Here is a 16805-nt window from a genome sequence, read left to right as displayed (position 1 = left end):
TAATGTGAAAAAGTATATTACCGAGATTATTAATATATTAGACGAAAGTATTGACTTAAGGGAAAAAGATAAAGCATTTCTTTTCCGTTTAGATAACTTTGTTCATCCAGAAATATATCTTGATATCTGCAGGCATTTTAAAATTAAGTCTTCAAATGAAGGTGTAAATTTTAAGGCGAAATTAGGGCAGGAAAAGTATTCTGCATTTAATAAGCATGAAGAGTTTATTAACATTCTTGAAGAGTTAGAAAAAGAAGATTATATCGAACACGATGTTCAATTGACGACATGGAGAAATACCGTTGCTGATCAAAAAGGAATTCTATTTTTAATGGGATCTGAGAGTGTTCAAGACAAAGGGGGATTAGCAGATTTTTATAAGATTTCTCCGGAAGTAATTGAACACCGAATTGGTAAGGATTATGCACGTTGGTTTGGAAATTTAATAGAATATGAAATTGTTTCTGAAAAAAATGCACTTAACCATTTTTTTGATCATTTATTCCGAGTAGTACCAAAGGACTTATTTAAGTTGAGTCTCATTGTTGACCGGATTGAAGAGGAAAAAATTTCAGGTATAGAGGATGTTCTAGAATCAATAGGGAAGAATTTATTAGTTGATTGGGAATTGCCTTCAATAAATGGATTTGACAGCAGGACTATAAATAATTTAGGAAAAGTAAAAAAATTTGATCTTATTGAAAAAGCGAATAGATTTAAGAATAGAGCAGAATTCAAAGACGGTTTAACTAAAGCTAAATTCAATAAGTTAATTAAGAAGCTTAATGATTTTAATAATAATGAAGAAAAGCGTGAAGAATTTGCAGAAAGTATCTTACAGGCAGAAGTATTATTTGGTTCATATCAAGAATTCGAAAATTCTCTAATTAATTATTTTAAAGGTATAGATTTAGATATTTTAAGACCTATGCTATTTAAGTTAGATTTCAACTTTATAAACGAAATTGTCAACTTTAAAAAGCCTAAAGATCCTGATCCAATACCACCAACTAAAGATAAAATTATTAAAGTCTATGGCTCGCCGATAGAAGCATTTGCAAAGATAATTTTTAATAGTATATCTGTTTTAGGTGAATTTACTGATGACGCTAAGCCTAAACTTAAAATTACAGTTAATGAAGCAGTTTTGTCTAATTATATAGAGGACAATAAATATGACCTTTATAGTGCTTGGACGAAGATTTGTTTTGCTACAGGTGGACTTGTGGAGTATCTCCAAGAAGAGTTTGAAGGAGAACTAGATCTTTTCTATGAAGAAGAAAAGGATCCCTTTCAAATTTTAAATTCAGATGTTTTATCCATAAAAACTTCAAAAGGTACTCAAACTCTTTCTAATATAATGCTAACTGTTCATATGGAAGGCGTGGAAAAACCTTTAGAATATAAATGGATATTTAGTCCAAATGAATATTGGCTTAATTCGTTTGATATCAATCTTTTGGACCAGCTAATCGAAGCCTCAAATTCATCTGCTAGGTTTCTTCCGATTTTCTTTAGTAATTCCTTAGGGAACCTTTTAAGCAGCGTTGATTCGGATATTTTCTTTTATCAGCTTAATAGTGCGGAACAAGGATTTGTAAATGTGTTTGATTTGTTGCCTAAAGAAATCCAAGAAGGGCAAATAGCATCAAAACTTTATCAACTTAGTAGCCCCTTTAAGGAATATATAAACGACTTGAAAAATAATGGACTATATAACACTGTTAATTCTCGTCAGTCTAAAAGTGCTTTGCAGTTTGTAGATAAATATACAAAAGTTATTCAGTCTATATTAAAGCAAAAGACTGATATTACAACTATGGAGAGAAAACATATTCATTTAATTTGTAATGTATTTATGATTGTACAGTCAAAAGAATCAGCTAAGGAGGAGTATTTAAAGGGAGCAATTGTACCACCATTACATCCAGCTATGCTAGAGAAGATAATTGAGCAGCAATCATTCTATCGAAAAGGTCTATTTAGTCTTCTTAATGAGTCGTCTTATAACTTAACTAACAAGCTGTATGAAAAAGAAATTGAGAATATAATTAGACAATCTACTATTATATCAGGAGTGGATTCCATTATATCCGATGAGTCAAATAGCCGCTTAACTAAGGAAGTATACGGTTATTATGCCTTGCATGGAGAGATATTAGATGATACATCATTAGAGTCTATGGCCTTATTAGATAGTGACTTAGTATTCGATGAAGATTTTAATACAAAAGAAATGTTAAATAACTCTTTTATGTCACGACTAATTGAAGGGAAATTAACTGAATATGTACAAATATTCCCAGGTCAATCAGATTGTATAAGGATTGGTTTTGTCAATTTCGAACATCTACAGCCAGTTGTTGCTGGAGTCCATGCTTTTATTGAGTCATTAAAAACAATTTCTCATAACATTAATATARGATTGCAGATTATTTCGCCGAGTTCCCTTCAAGAAGGAAGAGCATATGTTAGTTTTTGGTTGGATAACTTCTTCCATGAGGAAGATAATGTAAAAATAGAAACGTATTATAAAAATGTCAATTTAGAGTCGGAGAATTATTCTGTTTTAGACGAAGTTTTACTTGACCATGATATGATTTTTGTGAATGATGTTATGTCTACTAGTAAGATTACATATCGCCATACTGGTGAGATGAATATTTCACCTTCTGAAACAAGGTTTCCTATGGTATTTCATCCAATTCCCATTTTCTACACAGATTCTGTAAGAAGAGTTTCTATTAGCCAAAGGCAATTTCAAGCAGCCTTTATGCATTCACAATTAACACAGTGGATTGAAAACCCTGATAGTAAAGAAGGAATATATAGAGTTGAAAAGGAACTTTTTATGTCAGAGCAAATGACAAAAGTATTAGAACTTATACACAACAAGGCTAGGTGGGTAGTAACATTAGATGCGGCATTAGATAAGAAATTCTTTGATAATGAAAAGGTTATTAGTTTTTCAACAGGTGAAGGTCCGTATGGAGAACTAAATATGACAGTTTCGGCTTCAAATACAATTAGAGAAGATGTAGTAAATCGTTTAACAAAGAGATTGAAAGATATGTTCCCTACTTGGGATCGGAATAAGCTGAATATTTGTGCGGAATTCTGTTTAGAGCAATCAAAGGACTTAGATGGAATAAAAGTTTTGAAAGCCTTAAATCCATATGATTATGAGGCTCATAGTTTCTTATCTTATATCCTATCTGTGAATAGTCTAGAGATAAATTCACGGGATACAGATACACTTCTAAAGGCATATATTCCGATGGATTCGTATATGCATTGGTTTAAGCATGCCACTAATAGACCTGATTATTTGTTATTAGAAATCAAAAAGGACTCATTAAATACAGATTCCCTAGAAATTAATGCAACTGTAATCGAGTGTAAGATGGGTAAGTCAAATAATGTGCATGTAGAGAAGGGGCTTAAACAAATTACAAATAGTATTTTTTATTTGTCTGAACTATTTAATGGGTCATCTACTTCCTATAACAAAAGATATTGGTACGCACAATTATTTCGTGCTCTGGTTTTTGCTCCTAATTTTGTACCTGAAATTGAACAAGAACAAATTAACTTTAATAAAAGTTTAATGAATATTTTAGATGGAAAATTTAGAGTCAATTGGTCGGGGAAATTACTTACCTATTGGCTTGATTATAAGCAGGAAGATGTGAGTGAGGAGATAATATCCCTGGAAAAGGATATCCAATGTGTACATGAAGCGTATGGTCAATTATATATTCAAAAACATCTTTTACCCGTTGATATGTCGGGAAATGTAGATTATGTAGATTTAGGAGAGGAATTACTTAGTTTTTCTAATAATAGAGATGACTTTGAAGCCTTGGTTCAAGAAAATCAATATGAGATTATGGAGCGTCTAGATAATGAATCATCATTATCTAAAGAGACAAATCAAATAGAATCGGGAAGTCTTATGAAACTAGAAAAAGAAAGAAATGATAAGAGTGAAGAAATTATTAATAATGACAGCTTTAGTGAAATTAAGGAAGAAAATATAAATCAAGATGTTAATGGTATTGAGGGAAAAGAAACTAAAGAAATAACTCCTTTAGAAAAAATTCGTGTTTTATTAGGAAAAGATATCAAATCTCAGGAAGATATTTATTGGGAATATGGACATCCTCAGTTAGAAAACAGACATATACTCATTTCTGGTAAATCAGGGGTAGGGAAAACATATTTTATCCAATGTCTTCTTTATGAATTAGCTAAAAGTGGAGTTTCCAGTATTGTTTTTGATTATACTGATGGATTTAAAAAATCAAAATTAGAGCCTGAGTTCAATGAGGGGCTCAAGGAAAATATTGAGCAATTCCTCGTGTTTAAAAATAAGTTTCCAATAAATCCATTTAAAAGAAACTTAAAGGAATTGGATGAGGATGAATTCTACCCTGAGAGTGATGAAGATGTAGCTGATAGAATAAAAAGTGTATTTATGTCGGTATATAAAGATATTGGTTCACAACAAGCAAATGCACTTTACCAAGCAACTAAAGAAGGATTAAGAAAATATGGAGATGAAATGGATCTTAAACGATTGGGAGATGAATTAGAGGCTTTAGGAACTTCATATGCCTCAACTACTTTATCTAAACTGCAATCTATAATTGATAGAAATCCTTTTGATACAAAATCGAGCTATAACTGGGAAAAACACCTGCAACAAAAAGGTAAAGTTTTCATAGTCCAGTTGACTGGGTTTAATAGGGATGTACAGCTTGTAATTACTGAATTTATTCTGTGGGATTTATGGAATTATCTCTTATCTAAGGGAGATAAATCTATGCCCTTCCCTGCTATTATAGACGAAGCTCAGAATTTAGATCATAGTGAAAAATCTCCAAGTGCAAAAATTCTAACTGAAGGAAGAAAATTTGGCTGGTCAGGTTGGTATGCTACACAGTTTATGCAAGGACAACTTAAAAAAGATGAAATTCAGCGATTACAAAATTCTAGCCAAAAAATTTATTTTGCACCTCCAGAGGAAGAGATTACAAATATTGCTTCTTATTTAGATACTGATTCTTTTAAACGAAAAGAATGGGCAAAGAAACTTTCAGGTTTGAGAAAAGGACAATGTATTGTGTGGGGACCTATGCTTAAATCAGATGGTAATCTACAAAGGACTGCACCGAAAATAGTAAATGTTATACCTCTCTCTGAAAGGATAAAAGAAAATGAATAATAATATGAATTTCCATCAAACTTTTCCCCCAGAGAGAGAAGCAATAGCACAGATATTAAATCTTGCGGCAAAAGAAAATGGAGCATTAAATAAAGATGAAATATCAAATATGACTACTATCCCTACTGGTGACCGCTCGGGGAAAGTTGTACCAACTATTAGATATGCAGAGTATATGGGACTATTAGATGTGGAAAATATCGGAGGTTACTTTAAGCTTTCTCTAACTTCTTTAGGGAGAATTATAAATAATGAGGATCCATATCTAAGCGAGCCAATTACCATTTGGGCTTGCCACTATAATTTAACTTCAAAAGAATCAAAAGCGGGATTATGGAGCTATGTATTTAATGATATAATTCCGCAACTTGGAACATCTTTTTCGAAAGAAGTATTCTCGAATATTATTAACAAAAACTTCTTGAAGGAGATAAACTTGACCCCTCTCCGTTCTTGTTATTTAAATGACAGGAGTTTTGGGAATTTGGGTCTTATGAAAGAAGAGGGAAATAAATATTTATTTACTCCTCATAAAATTGATCCAACTTATAAATACTTATATGCTTATCAATTACTTCTATATTGGGAAAGACATTTAGGAGATAGAACCGAGATTACAATAGATGAAATAAAAGATCATTTGTATTTTGGAAATTCATATATATGGACCGAGAGGGATCTTTTGAATTTATTAGATCTTTTACAAGATGAAAGAATCATATTAATGAATCGACAGTTGAGCCCTATAACGGTTGTTAAGCAAGAAAACTCAAAAAACATGCTAAAAAGGATATATTCATTACTGATTTAATGGAGGAATTATATGGTTGGCGAAAAAATTAAAGATATATTACGTTTTAAGAAGGAATTATATTTCAATGGTGCAGTTCAAGTAGATTGGTATTATCGTAAAGAAAAACAGGTAGATATTGCCGAAAGTTTTGTTTTTCATGGACCTGAATATTTTGGTGTTAGTGATGAGGATATAACTTATAAAAGTCACAAACTAGTGGATACTGCATCATTTACCAATATTGTAGCGAATAAGCTTTATAAAGAGACAAACGGGTCGAATTTCATAACAACCATAGCTCCTTATGGAACAGGAAAATCTCACTTAGCTGTAACACTTGCATCCTTATTTGGAAGTCCTCAAATGAATTCTAAAGTTCTGAGTAACTTAAATGTTGTGGATGAAAAAGTAGGGAAAGAAGTTAGTGAATTAATCAGTAAGCCTAATATTGTCCTCATGTTAAATGGCATGAAAGATTTTAATTTAAATTATGAAATACTTAACGCAACTCAAAAGGCTTTAAAGATGCATAATGTAGATTCTTCATTTCTTAAGACATTAACTAAATCTTACGACATCGCTAAAAATTTCGTTAATAATACTTATTTAAACTTTGAAGCAGTTTATATAGATAATGCAAAGTCACTACTACCTCAAATATCATCTTCTTTACTAAAAGATTATTTAGTAGATAATATTTTACAAGATACTAATGTATTTGAAGTAATAAATAAGGTTTACTTTCACGTTAATGGTACCTACATTCGTTGGGATGAAGGAGTCTCAGCGGGTGATATTTTACTGAAAATATCTAAAACTCTATGCGGAGATCGAGACCAATTTAATAAAGTTATGGTTCTTTTTGATGAATTTGGTCGTTTTATTGAATTTGCTTCTTCCTACCCAACTAGGGCAGGTGATTCTGCATTACAACAGATATACGAGGCGATACAAGATAGCAATGATAAGGTTTTGTTTGTAGGATTTATTCAATCGGATTTAAAATCATATCTTACAAGAGTTGATCGTTCTTCGAATATTATTCGTTATGTTGGAAGGTATGAAGCTAGTGAAAAAATACACTTATCATCAAATTTAGAAACCATATTCGCTAACCTAATTGAAAGAACAAATAATAAAGCTTTTAAAGAGTTAATCGAAACAAAAGTAAATAAAGATAGTGAAATTTTAAAATGGGAAAAATTTCATAGTGATATGTTATCATGGTTACCTGCTGCACAAAATTCTAGTGTTTGGAGTAGCTTTAATTTTTTCAAGAAAGTTGTCTTAGAAGGCATTTACCCTATGCACCCGTTAACAACTTGGATGTTATCTAACCTATCTAGTTGGTTACAACAAAGGTCATCTTTAACTTTTTTGGAAAAGGAAATTCAAAACTTTGGAGAAGTGAAGTTGCATGAATTTGGAGATTTACCGCTTATCCCTGCAACTTCAATTATACAGTCAGACTTTTTTCAAGAACTATTAGCGGCTGAACAAGATGGAAGAAAGCAAAGTGAATATTGTATCTTATATAATCAAGTCCTGGTAAAGTATGGAGATAAGTTAGATGATAGACAAAAGGCTGTTTTAGCAGCAAATTTAATCTTACGAATAGGACGCTTTAAAACCAAGTCATTACAAGAAGTGAAAAAAGCTCTATATTATACATCAAACTTAAATGAAAAGGAAATAGATTTAGCTTTAACAACTTTAGAAAATGAATTTGGCGTAATTAGTTTTGATGATACAGCTAAAGTTTTTGATTTTGTAGCTGATGCAACAGGAATTAACGATTTTAAACGAATATTACAGCAAAAGAAAAATAAAATTAGTTTAGATTTAAAATTAGTATTTGAGAGTACGGCAAAAGAGCTACTTGAATTGGGTATAATTGAAAATTCCTTTGCCCAGCGTAACTTTGTCGTATCTAATGAATGGAAATATACGCAACAATTGCTTCATATAGATGAAATCACTAATGAATTTTTATTATCATATAAAAATGACTGGGATTTAAGTACAAACCCTGAACAGCCTAAAGGTAAGCTAGTTTGGTTGTATGTTCCAGTGGGTACAGCGGAGAGTAAGCTTTCTTCTTTAAAACTTATTCTGAAGAAGTTAAAGTTTGATAGAATTCCAATATCCTTTTTTATCTTAGATGATAAGGAAGAAGCCTTTTATAATGCTATTTTAGACTATCAAGTGTCTAAACTATTTAAGGAAGAAGAAAAAATAAAATATGCCCGGTTTATTCCTGATTATATTTCCAAAACTGAGATGATTGTTAAAGATAAATTTATTAATTTAGCTAGCCAGAGACTTATTATTGATGGAGAAGAGATAGTTAAAATAAATCAAAGGTTAAATGTGTTCACTGAATCTGAATTTAATAAGCTTTATCCTGATTTAATACCTTTCCCATTCACAGGATTTGCGAATAGGACATTGACGAAACCAAAGCAAAGTCTCTCAAGAATTGCACGACTAATTCTTACTGGAATGAATTATCAAATAGTTCATTCAGAGACGACAGATATGAGAAATAGAATCGAAGAAATTCTATTTGAAGGAAAAGTTGGCGCATGGGGTGTTCTCAATAATAATTATCAACTTATCTCCCCTACTAATATTAAAGTCAGGAAAATATTTAATAGTTTTGATAAATATTTAACGGAAAAAGGTCAACTAATTGTTAGTGATATCTTTGATGAATATCAAAAACCACCTTATGGTTTAAATGACTATTCTCTAGCTTTATTAATAGCAGTATATCTGGCACAACGGAAGATTGAAACGAGAGTAAATATTGAAGATAATCGTTTGAGATTAGAAGAATGGGGAAAGGAAATATATTTAGATAAAGAAGTAAGAATAAGAACTCTGTTAGATACTACTATATATAAGGTAAACATTGATGAGCTTTCTACCAAATATTTAACTCTCTATGCCAAGGTGGAAAGAAATAATGATGTAGAATTATGCCCGGTTTTATTTCGGGAGCTAGAGCAGTTGAAAATAGAAGAAGATATTCCAGAAGAATTACAAGATAAAGTTACACATATTGAAATGATTCTACAGATGGGTATGAATCTCTTTGAGAAGACATCAAAATTTATAGGGTCGTTACGTGCGAATTACGATAAAGCGGTTCGAGAAAAAGATATAAAGAAATTATTTGAAGTAATTGAGGCATGTGAGGATATTAATGGTTATATAGACAAATCAACAATATATATATATAACGAGAATCATGTTGAAACCTCTACAAGTTTAACAAATAAATCACACCAATTCATACAAAAAGAATTTAGTGATTGGTTATTAAAGCTTAAATGCCAAAATATTGGACAAGTAACTTTGTTTGAAAAGTGGGTAAAAAATACAATCGGGTACTTTAATAAATATGACTATAAGCAAGAGGCAAGGCTTACACAGTCAAAGTTAGAAAAGATATTAGATGATCTAACAATTGTTCATAAACTTCAAAATATTAATGGAACTGTAATGGATTACATTAGGAAGAGTACTCCTAATGATAATACAAGTTTTGAACAGCTACAAGATTTGAAGAAAGAAGGACAAGAATTAATTGACTTCATTTTAGGTCATAATGTAGATCGTAATTATTTAGATAGCTACCTAGATAAGCTAGAGCCGAGAGTAGATCAAATATCAAACTACATTAATAAATTAACACAACAAATAACAGAAGTTGATGATGCTTTCTTTGATTTAACTGATATAACAACATGCGAAGCAGTGTTGAAAAAGGCTAAGGTATTATTGCAAAAACAGTTAAAAGAAGAAGATAAAGTAAATATCGAACAGAGTGCAGATGAAGTTCAAAACTTTTTAAATGACATAGAAAAAGTTAAGGTAACTAAAAATAATCGAATTGAATTATTTACAGAACTACAAGTCTTAGAGAATAAGTGGTCCGAAATTGATTCAGATATTGATTTCCTTCCGATAATAAGTTCTTTCAGAAACTCAATGATTAATCAGATTAATGAACTGGAAATTAAATGGTGCAAAAAACACTTGAAAGATTCGGATACAGAAATAATCTGGGATGTTTCAAAATGTACTACTTGGCTCAATGATACAAAAATAACACCACATTTTCTTAGTCAAGATACAATGGATGCTTATGAAACTATGCGTGAAAAAATTATGCTAAGATTAAATGAACTTTCAGTGGATGGAGTAATTAGTTTGTTCGAAAATTTGACAGATGAGCAGAAGGAACTATGTTATGATAAATTAGTATCATTAATGAAGGTAAATATTTAATCAGTTTTATTTAAGCATCTAGAAAGGAGTTTCTAGATGCTTTATTTGGACTAACTGTCTTTCTGGAATTAATCAAGATAGTTAGGAAGCATTGGAGATTGCCAATACCTTTTTATAAGCAAAAGCTTACTTGCTCTCTTATAAATGATATGGATACTAATAGGAGGCAACAGCTGATAGTGGGGAATGGCAGTGTTTTTGTGGTGTCATTTAACACTCAACTAGAATATTAAAATGGGATGAATACATGCCATACAAAAAGATAGATGTATAATATTAACATTTATTTTGATAAAAAAATAGCTGTCAAGGTTACATTGATTGGTAGGTTGTATGGATTTCCTTCTTGATAAATCAAAAAAAAAGAAAGTCTTATAGATTCATGGTATTTATTCACAGTGAAAATATATCAGAAGTTTGGTTAAATTAAAAATATATCTATTTTTTAGTAAAAAAGGTGATATAGGTATGGAATGGTAATTAATACTTTTTTATGTAATCTTGGGTTTTATTGCCTAATCATTCAAAAATATACGATGAGTATACATAAGAAGAAGTGTTATTAAGTTACTTTATAAAGAAATAGACGGTGAGAACATCTAGATTTATTCTAGATGTCTTCTTTGCAACAAATCAATCACTGGAAATCGTTCTCCAGTGAAAATCAGAAAGGCGTTAGATGAGATATGGCATATGGGCAACATCAAAGCTTTTATTTAAGGGATAGATGGTTAAACAAGGGTATTAAACATTTGACTACTGATGAAAGATTTTTCTATGATAAAGATGCTTTTGAAAAAATTGGACTTGGTAAAAATATGGTTCAATCTCTACGTTATTGGGTTGTTGCAACAGGTGTTGTTTCAGAAGTATATACTGCTGATAGAAAGAAAATGCATCATATAACTGAACTTGGTAAATTAGTTTTTGAATACGATAAATTCATAAAATATCCAGAAACAGCATCCATTTTACATTATCAATTGGTTAAGGATATTGAGCCTTCTTCTACTTGGTATTGGTATTTTAATATATACAAAGAAACGGTTTCAACTAAAGACAATCTTCTAAATGAGCTCATAAAATGGGTCAAGGATACAGAAAAAAAGACCGTTTCAGAGAAATCATTAAAACGTGATATTGATTGTCTAGTTAGGCTATATACGGCGGGACAAAATGTGAACGACCCTGAAGAAGTCATTCAAAGTCCCTTGCATAAACTCGGGTTAGTGGAAGAGAAAAAAGGAGTTATTTACAAAAAGGCGTCTAATTATAATCATATTGGTCTAACTGCTTTAATGTATGTCTTATTGGATTATAAATCTCACAATGATGTAGATACTGTCAGTGTGGATGATTTAGTAAATTCTATTGGCCTATGGGGGAAAACTTTCAATATTAGCAGAAGTTCAATAGTGAATGCTTTGAATCAATTAACTTTACTTCCAAAGTTTCCGGTAAGTTTTATTCGAACGAACAATTTAGATTTAATTAGAATCCCAAATATTACTCCACAGCACTTTTTACAAGAAGAGTATAGCCGAAAGGTGGAAGTAATTAAATGATAGTAAAAGAGGCTCCATTTAAAACAAGCGTTAATATAAAATTCGACTTAGGTAAAAAGGAATTTATAAATCGGTATCTACCTACACCCTCTCACGCCGAATCTTTATTAGGCCTCTTAGGGGGTTTCACTGGAAAAGAAATTAGATCTCATATTATTATCGGTCCTTATGGAACGGGTAAATCACTAATTGCTACCATTGTAGCGGGGCTTGTATCAAAGAAAGTTGATAAGAGAACTTTCAGTGCATTATCAAAGAAATTCAATAAGGTCCATGACGATATCTTTGATGAATTGCATGAGGTTAATAATATAGATACAAAATATTTAACAGTTGCTCTGAACGGGAATGAAGGGAGATTTAGACAGTCCGTTTTGAGTTCAATCATAAGAACAATTAATGAAAATAAGATTGATATTACTCTTCCAGGGCAAAACGGGAAAATCATTCAAACTATTGATTTATGGTCTCAGGAGTTTCCTTCAACATATCGGGCTTTTAAAAAAATCCTAAAAGATAATGGAAAAGATATAGATACATGGAGATTGGGAGTACTAAACCAAGAGAAAGAAGAAATTAATTGGTTTATTGAATTATTCCCTTCATTAACTTCTGGTTCTGAGTTTGTTGTGGATTATAAGGAATCTTTTATTGATCAAATTAAGTTTGTCCTATATGAATTAAAGAAAAAAAATATTGGTTTATTGATTGCCTATGATGAGTTTGGAAGAATGCTACAAACAATCGAGCCACATCTTGTTCATGAAACTATGCAGGATTTACAAGATCTTGCTGAATTGACTAATAATACAGCAGATAATTTGCATTTACTCTTAATTACACATCGTAATTTAGCACAATATTTAGGTTTGTTAAATGAAGAATATAAGAATGAATTTCAAAGAATTGAAAAGCGATTTAGGACCTACTATGTAGAAAGCGATCGTTTCACTTTCATTAGAATTACAGATAGCTACCTTAATGATGTAAACATGAATAGGCTTAATAAAAGTGAGAACATACCGGATTTGATCGACAAATTAAGAAAATACCCTTTATTTCCAGAATTGAATCAACAAGAAGTTGAAAAGATCATTATTGAAGGAACGTATCCAATACATCCAGTGACCCTATATTTATTGCCATATTTATCTAGTTTCTTTGGTCAAAATGAAAGAACGTTATTCACATTTTTAGAAAGTAGTGAAACCGGTGGACTAACTAATCATCTCAATAAAAATGACGGATACTATCTTCCATCCCATTTATTTAATTACTTTTTCCCTTCCTTACATGAAGTAGATACTAGTAGTGATGGCTATGAAGCAATGAAGATATACAAAAGCATCATTCATAAAGCTCCCTCATTACTAGAAGATGAGAATAATTTGGATGTAATAAAATTCATTACGCTATGGGAAATGGCAGGCTTACAATCTAAATTCAAGTTGACGACAGACTTTTTACAATTTGCTTTGAATAAAACACGAACTGAATTAACCAATGTTCTTACAAAGTTATCATCTATAAAAGCGATTAGATTTAATAGAGTACTGGGGTATTGGGAGTTAATAGAGGGTAGTTCATTCTTTATTGAAGAACTTATAAAAGAAAGACGGCCTTTTATCAAACTTAATCGCAATTTAAGAGAATCGATTTTAAAAAGCTTATTAACTAAACGATTCTTCTTATCGAATGATTATAATGATGAAAAAAGCATGACTCGGTATGCCGAAATAGAGTTTCTATTTAGCTCAGAAATTTTACAGAATGAAGGCTGGAGAGAAAAATATAAAGAGATTAAAAAATCAGATGCTATAGTTTTTTATATCATACTAGAATCCTTAAATGATCTGGAATATGTCAAAGAAAAATTAAAGGATCCTAGTGAAGAATATTTTATTTACTGTATTTCTAAATACTCTTATTCACCAATAGATGAACAAGTTACAGAGCTTGTAGTAGTTAATGAATTACTTAATGATGTTGAATTATTAAAGGAGGATAAATATTTAAAAGAAGAATTGATATTATGGAAAGAGGATCTTGAGTTCTCAATCAGGGATTTTATTGATAAGTATACAAGCTATAGTTCTGATTGTTTGTGGCTCTATAAGAACGATGAGATGTCTCTTCACAGTGAAATTGCTTTAGAGAAATTGTTAAGTAATATTATGTTCGAAAATTATAAACTAACCCCAGAAGTCAGAAATGATTCGTTTAATAGAAGAAAAATTAATACCATGCAGCGTAAAGCAGGATACACCGTCTTAGATAAAGTGATCAATAATTGCACTGAACCTTGTCTTTCTATAGAAGGGCAAGGGCCAGATTATTTAATCTATGCCACGGTATTTAAAAACAACAATTTTGATATAGGAAGTTTAGATAGTATAGGTTCTATTGAATTAAAAGAGCTAAGGGGAAGATTGGTAAATTATTTAGAGAGAAATCCAACTAGTAGTCTAAGCGATCTCTCGAATATTTTACAAAGAGAACCTTTTGGGATTAGGGCCCCTTTAATTCCTATATTTGTTGTTTCGTTATTGAGAGATAGATGGGATCAGTTGATGTTCTATAGAAATGATATGTATATAGCTGGGATAACAAGCGAAATTTTATATAAAATGTTTGAGGAAGCTAATGAATATGAATATGTTTATTATAAATTTGATCAGCAATACGAAGAGTTCTTCTTATCATTAGAAAATACTTTTAGTCATTATGAGAATGATTTAATTAAGAACAAGCCTAAATTTATTCGTTTGAATAACGCAATGCTTTCTTGGCTTAGAAGTCTACCAAGATATACTCAAACTACATCGAAGCTTAATGAGAATATATTGTGGTTAAAAGAAATTATTAGAAAAAGCGAGATAAATCCTCAAGAAACTTTTAGGAAGTTATATGAGAGATATAATAATAATATTGACGTACTTTTAATGGAAAAGAAAAAAATAGAAGTGGCTTATACGGAATTTAAGAAAGTCCTATGTCATGAAGTTTTTAAAATAGTAGGTGTAGTCTCATTTGATCAACTACATTCATGGGCACAGGACAATAATGGAGAAGTAAGGAAGAAAAATAAATTTGTAAAAAGTATAATTAATTTAGATCAATTAGAGAATTGGATTGAAGAGTTTGCCTACTCTTACTTAGGTATTGAACTATCCAATTGGTCTGATATCACTACAGAAATGTTTCTTAGACAAATTAAATCGGATTTCCAGGACACATCCACTCACAATCTAAATACTGGTAATCAAATAGAGATCCAATATAATGGAATAGTAAAGACTCTTAATAAAGTAAGTTTATCAACAAAGTCCGAAACAATTTATAAAAATGTTGAGCGGATGATTCGTAATGCAGGACGTAATGTACCAAAAGAGGAAGTAGAGTATCTTGTTTATAGTTTGTTTGATCAATTTGTAGAATAGAGAAGGTGACTTGTGTTGGATAGAAAACCAGTACATGTAGCTATGTTTAGCGGGGGCGCTGCAAGCGCCTATGTTGCTTATCAAATGGTACAAGCGCATGGGAAAGAAAATTGTATACTTTTTTTTACTAATACATTGTGGGAAGATGACGATAATTATAGATTTATGGATGAGGTTTCTGACTATATTGGACTTGAAATAACTGAACGAATAGATGGTAGAACTCCAGAAGAAGTTTTTTATGACTATAGATTTTTGGGAAATTCAAGGTTGGCGAAATGTTCAGAAGAGCTAAAAGTCTATCAAACTATTGTTTTCTTAGAAGAGCTGAGGGATCAACATAACTTGGAACCGATCCTTTACTTTGGAATTGGTCCTCATGAGTCTCATCGAGCGGATAATTTGAAGGAATTTTATAGCCACCGTCCCCTTGAACCTATTGAGACTAGGTTTCCTATGATTGAAACCTTTAGAGAAGATATTGATGCTAAAGGTATAATTGAAGGAGAATGGCGAATAAAATTACCAAGAATGTATGAAATGGGCTTTTCACATGCAAATTGTGGAGGCCGCTGTGTAAGGGGCGGTTATCAACATTACGCACAATTATACAAAATTTGGCCGGATAGATATGCTTTACAAGAAGAAATGGAAGAGAACTTTCGTAAGAACTTTGAAAAGAACGTGTCTATCTTGAAAAAAGATGGAGGACCCTTTACATTAAGGGAATATAGAGAGCAAATGGATAGAGAAGGTGTAGAAAAATTCTTGAAAACAAAAGATGAAACAGTTCCATGTGTTTGTTCTTTCTCATAACAATTAAGGTACTGTTGTAAACGATATTAAAGTAAAAAACCATGATTGAGTAAATCATGGTTTTTTATTGTACTCACCATTTGAATAAGTCATACATATAATGGGAATAAATAATAATACATAACCAGATATAAAATCTATCTGCAAGGGTGTTAATATGTTATATGTAAAGAATGGTCATGTTCTAGAAATAGGACAAAAAATAAGAGTATATCGGAATTTACACACAGGAACCTTCTCTATTCAAGATTTAAAGACCAAAATAGTCATTGCTCATGGAGATGGATTTATCCTACATGACGTTGATTTTAAAGTATACAAAAAGGGACAAGAAAGAGTCAGAAACACTCTTCACAAAAGGGTTCATGCTTATGTAATTGGAACTTATTCTGATGAAGAATGTAATTTAACATCTGAATATAGACCGATTTTTTATGATCCATATAAAACTGATTACTTTGTCGATTTAAAATCATTAAACCCAATTCACAAATCAGATTTATGTCTTTGTTTAAATAATAGGTGTTATATAAAATGAATCTTAACCTGAAATAATTTATATTTGTATAAATAATTCAAGGAGTATTCTCTCAGAATAATGTTTTGATTCATCATTCATAGCTCGCTTTTTTCAAATAGACAAATGATTATTCTAAGTAAGGTATAGT

Annotated in this window: 7 protein-coding genes; all 7 read left to right on the top strand. The window is 31.0% G+C overall.

Annotated features, from left to right (window positions below):
• The first annotated feature begins 4 nt into the window (after positions 1-4).
• The 7 genes from AC1DIV_RS14190 (at position 5) to AC1DIV_RS14160 (ending at position 16675) form a co-directional block, all read left to right on the top strand.
• Positions 5-5227 carry an ATP-binding protein gene (locus tag AC1DIV_RS14190; protein WP_477576617.1) on the top strand — a complete coding sequence of 1741 codons (5223 nt, stop codon included), beginning with the start codon at positions 5-7 and terminating at the stop codon, positions 5225-5227.
• The gene (locus AC1DIV_RS14185) at positions 5220-6038 is read left to right on the top strand and encodes a DUF4007 family protein (protein WP_477576615.1); all 819 of its coding nucleotides are present in this window, start codon (positions 5220-5222) and stop codon (positions 6036-6038) included. Before AC1DIV_RS14190 ends, AC1DIV_RS14185 begins: the two co-directional genes overlap by 8 nt.
• A 12-nt stretch (positions 6039-6050) precedes the next feature.
• Positions 6051-10316: a hypothetical protein gene (locus tag AC1DIV_RS14180; RefSeq protein ID WP_477576613.1), complete on the top strand. Its 4266-nt coding sequence runs from the start codon at positions 6051-6053 to the stop codon at positions 10314-10316.
• A gap of 686 nt (positions 10317-11002) precedes the next feature.
• The gene (locus AC1DIV_RS14175) at positions 11003-11881 is read left to right on the top strand and encodes a DUF4007 family protein (protein ID WP_477576612.1); all 879 of its coding nucleotides are present in this window, start codon (positions 11003-11005) and stop codon (positions 11879-11881) included.
• Positions 11878-15321, top strand: coding sequence for a hypothetical protein (locus AC1DIV_RS14170; RefSeq protein WP_477576610.1), 3444 nt, complete (start codon positions 11878-11880; stop codon positions 15319-15321). The genes AC1DIV_RS14175 and AC1DIV_RS14170 overlap by 4 nt, the downstream gene beginning before the upstream one ends.
• Positions 15322-15333: 12 nt before the next feature.
• Positions 15334-16137, top strand: coding sequence for a hypothetical protein (locus tag AC1DIV_RS14165; RefSeq protein ID WP_375563582.1), 804 nt, complete (start codon positions 15334-15336; stop codon positions 16135-16137).
• Positions 16138-16294: 157 nt separating this feature from the next.
• The gene (locus AC1DIV_RS14160) at positions 16295-16675 is read left to right on the top strand and encodes a hypothetical protein (protein WP_289322633.1); all 381 of its coding nucleotides are present in this window, start codon (positions 16295-16297) and stop codon (positions 16673-16675) included.
• Positions 16676-16805 lie beyond the last annotated feature (130 nt).

It is taken from the genome of Peribacillus sp. 05N428 (assembly GCF_056397085.1).
This window is presented reverse-complemented; position numbering and strand designations above follow the sequence as displayed.

What these genes read in the sequence shown, in the direction of transcription:
- AC1DIV_RS14160 (WP_289322633.1), top strand. Translation starts at nt 16,295, where the DNA reads ATGTTATATGTAAAGAATGGTCATGTTCTAGAAATAGGACAAAAAATA.
- AC1DIV_RS14185 (WP_477576615.1), top strand. Translation starts at nt 5,220, where the DNA reads ATGAATAATAATATGAATTTCCATCAAACTTTTCCCCCAGAGAGAGAA.
- AC1DIV_RS14170 (WP_477576610.1), top strand. Translation starts at nt 11,878, where the DNA reads ATGATAGTAAAAGAGGCTCCATTTAAAACAAGCGTTAATATAAAATTC.
- AC1DIV_RS14180 (WP_477576613.1), top strand. Translation starts at nt 6,051, where the DNA reads ATGGTTGGCGAAAAAATTAAAGATATATTACGTTTTAAGAAGGAATTA.
- AC1DIV_RS14175 (WP_477576612.1), top strand. Translation starts at nt 11,003, where the DNA reads ATGGCATATGGGCAACATCAAAGCTTTTATTTAAGGGATAGATGGTTA.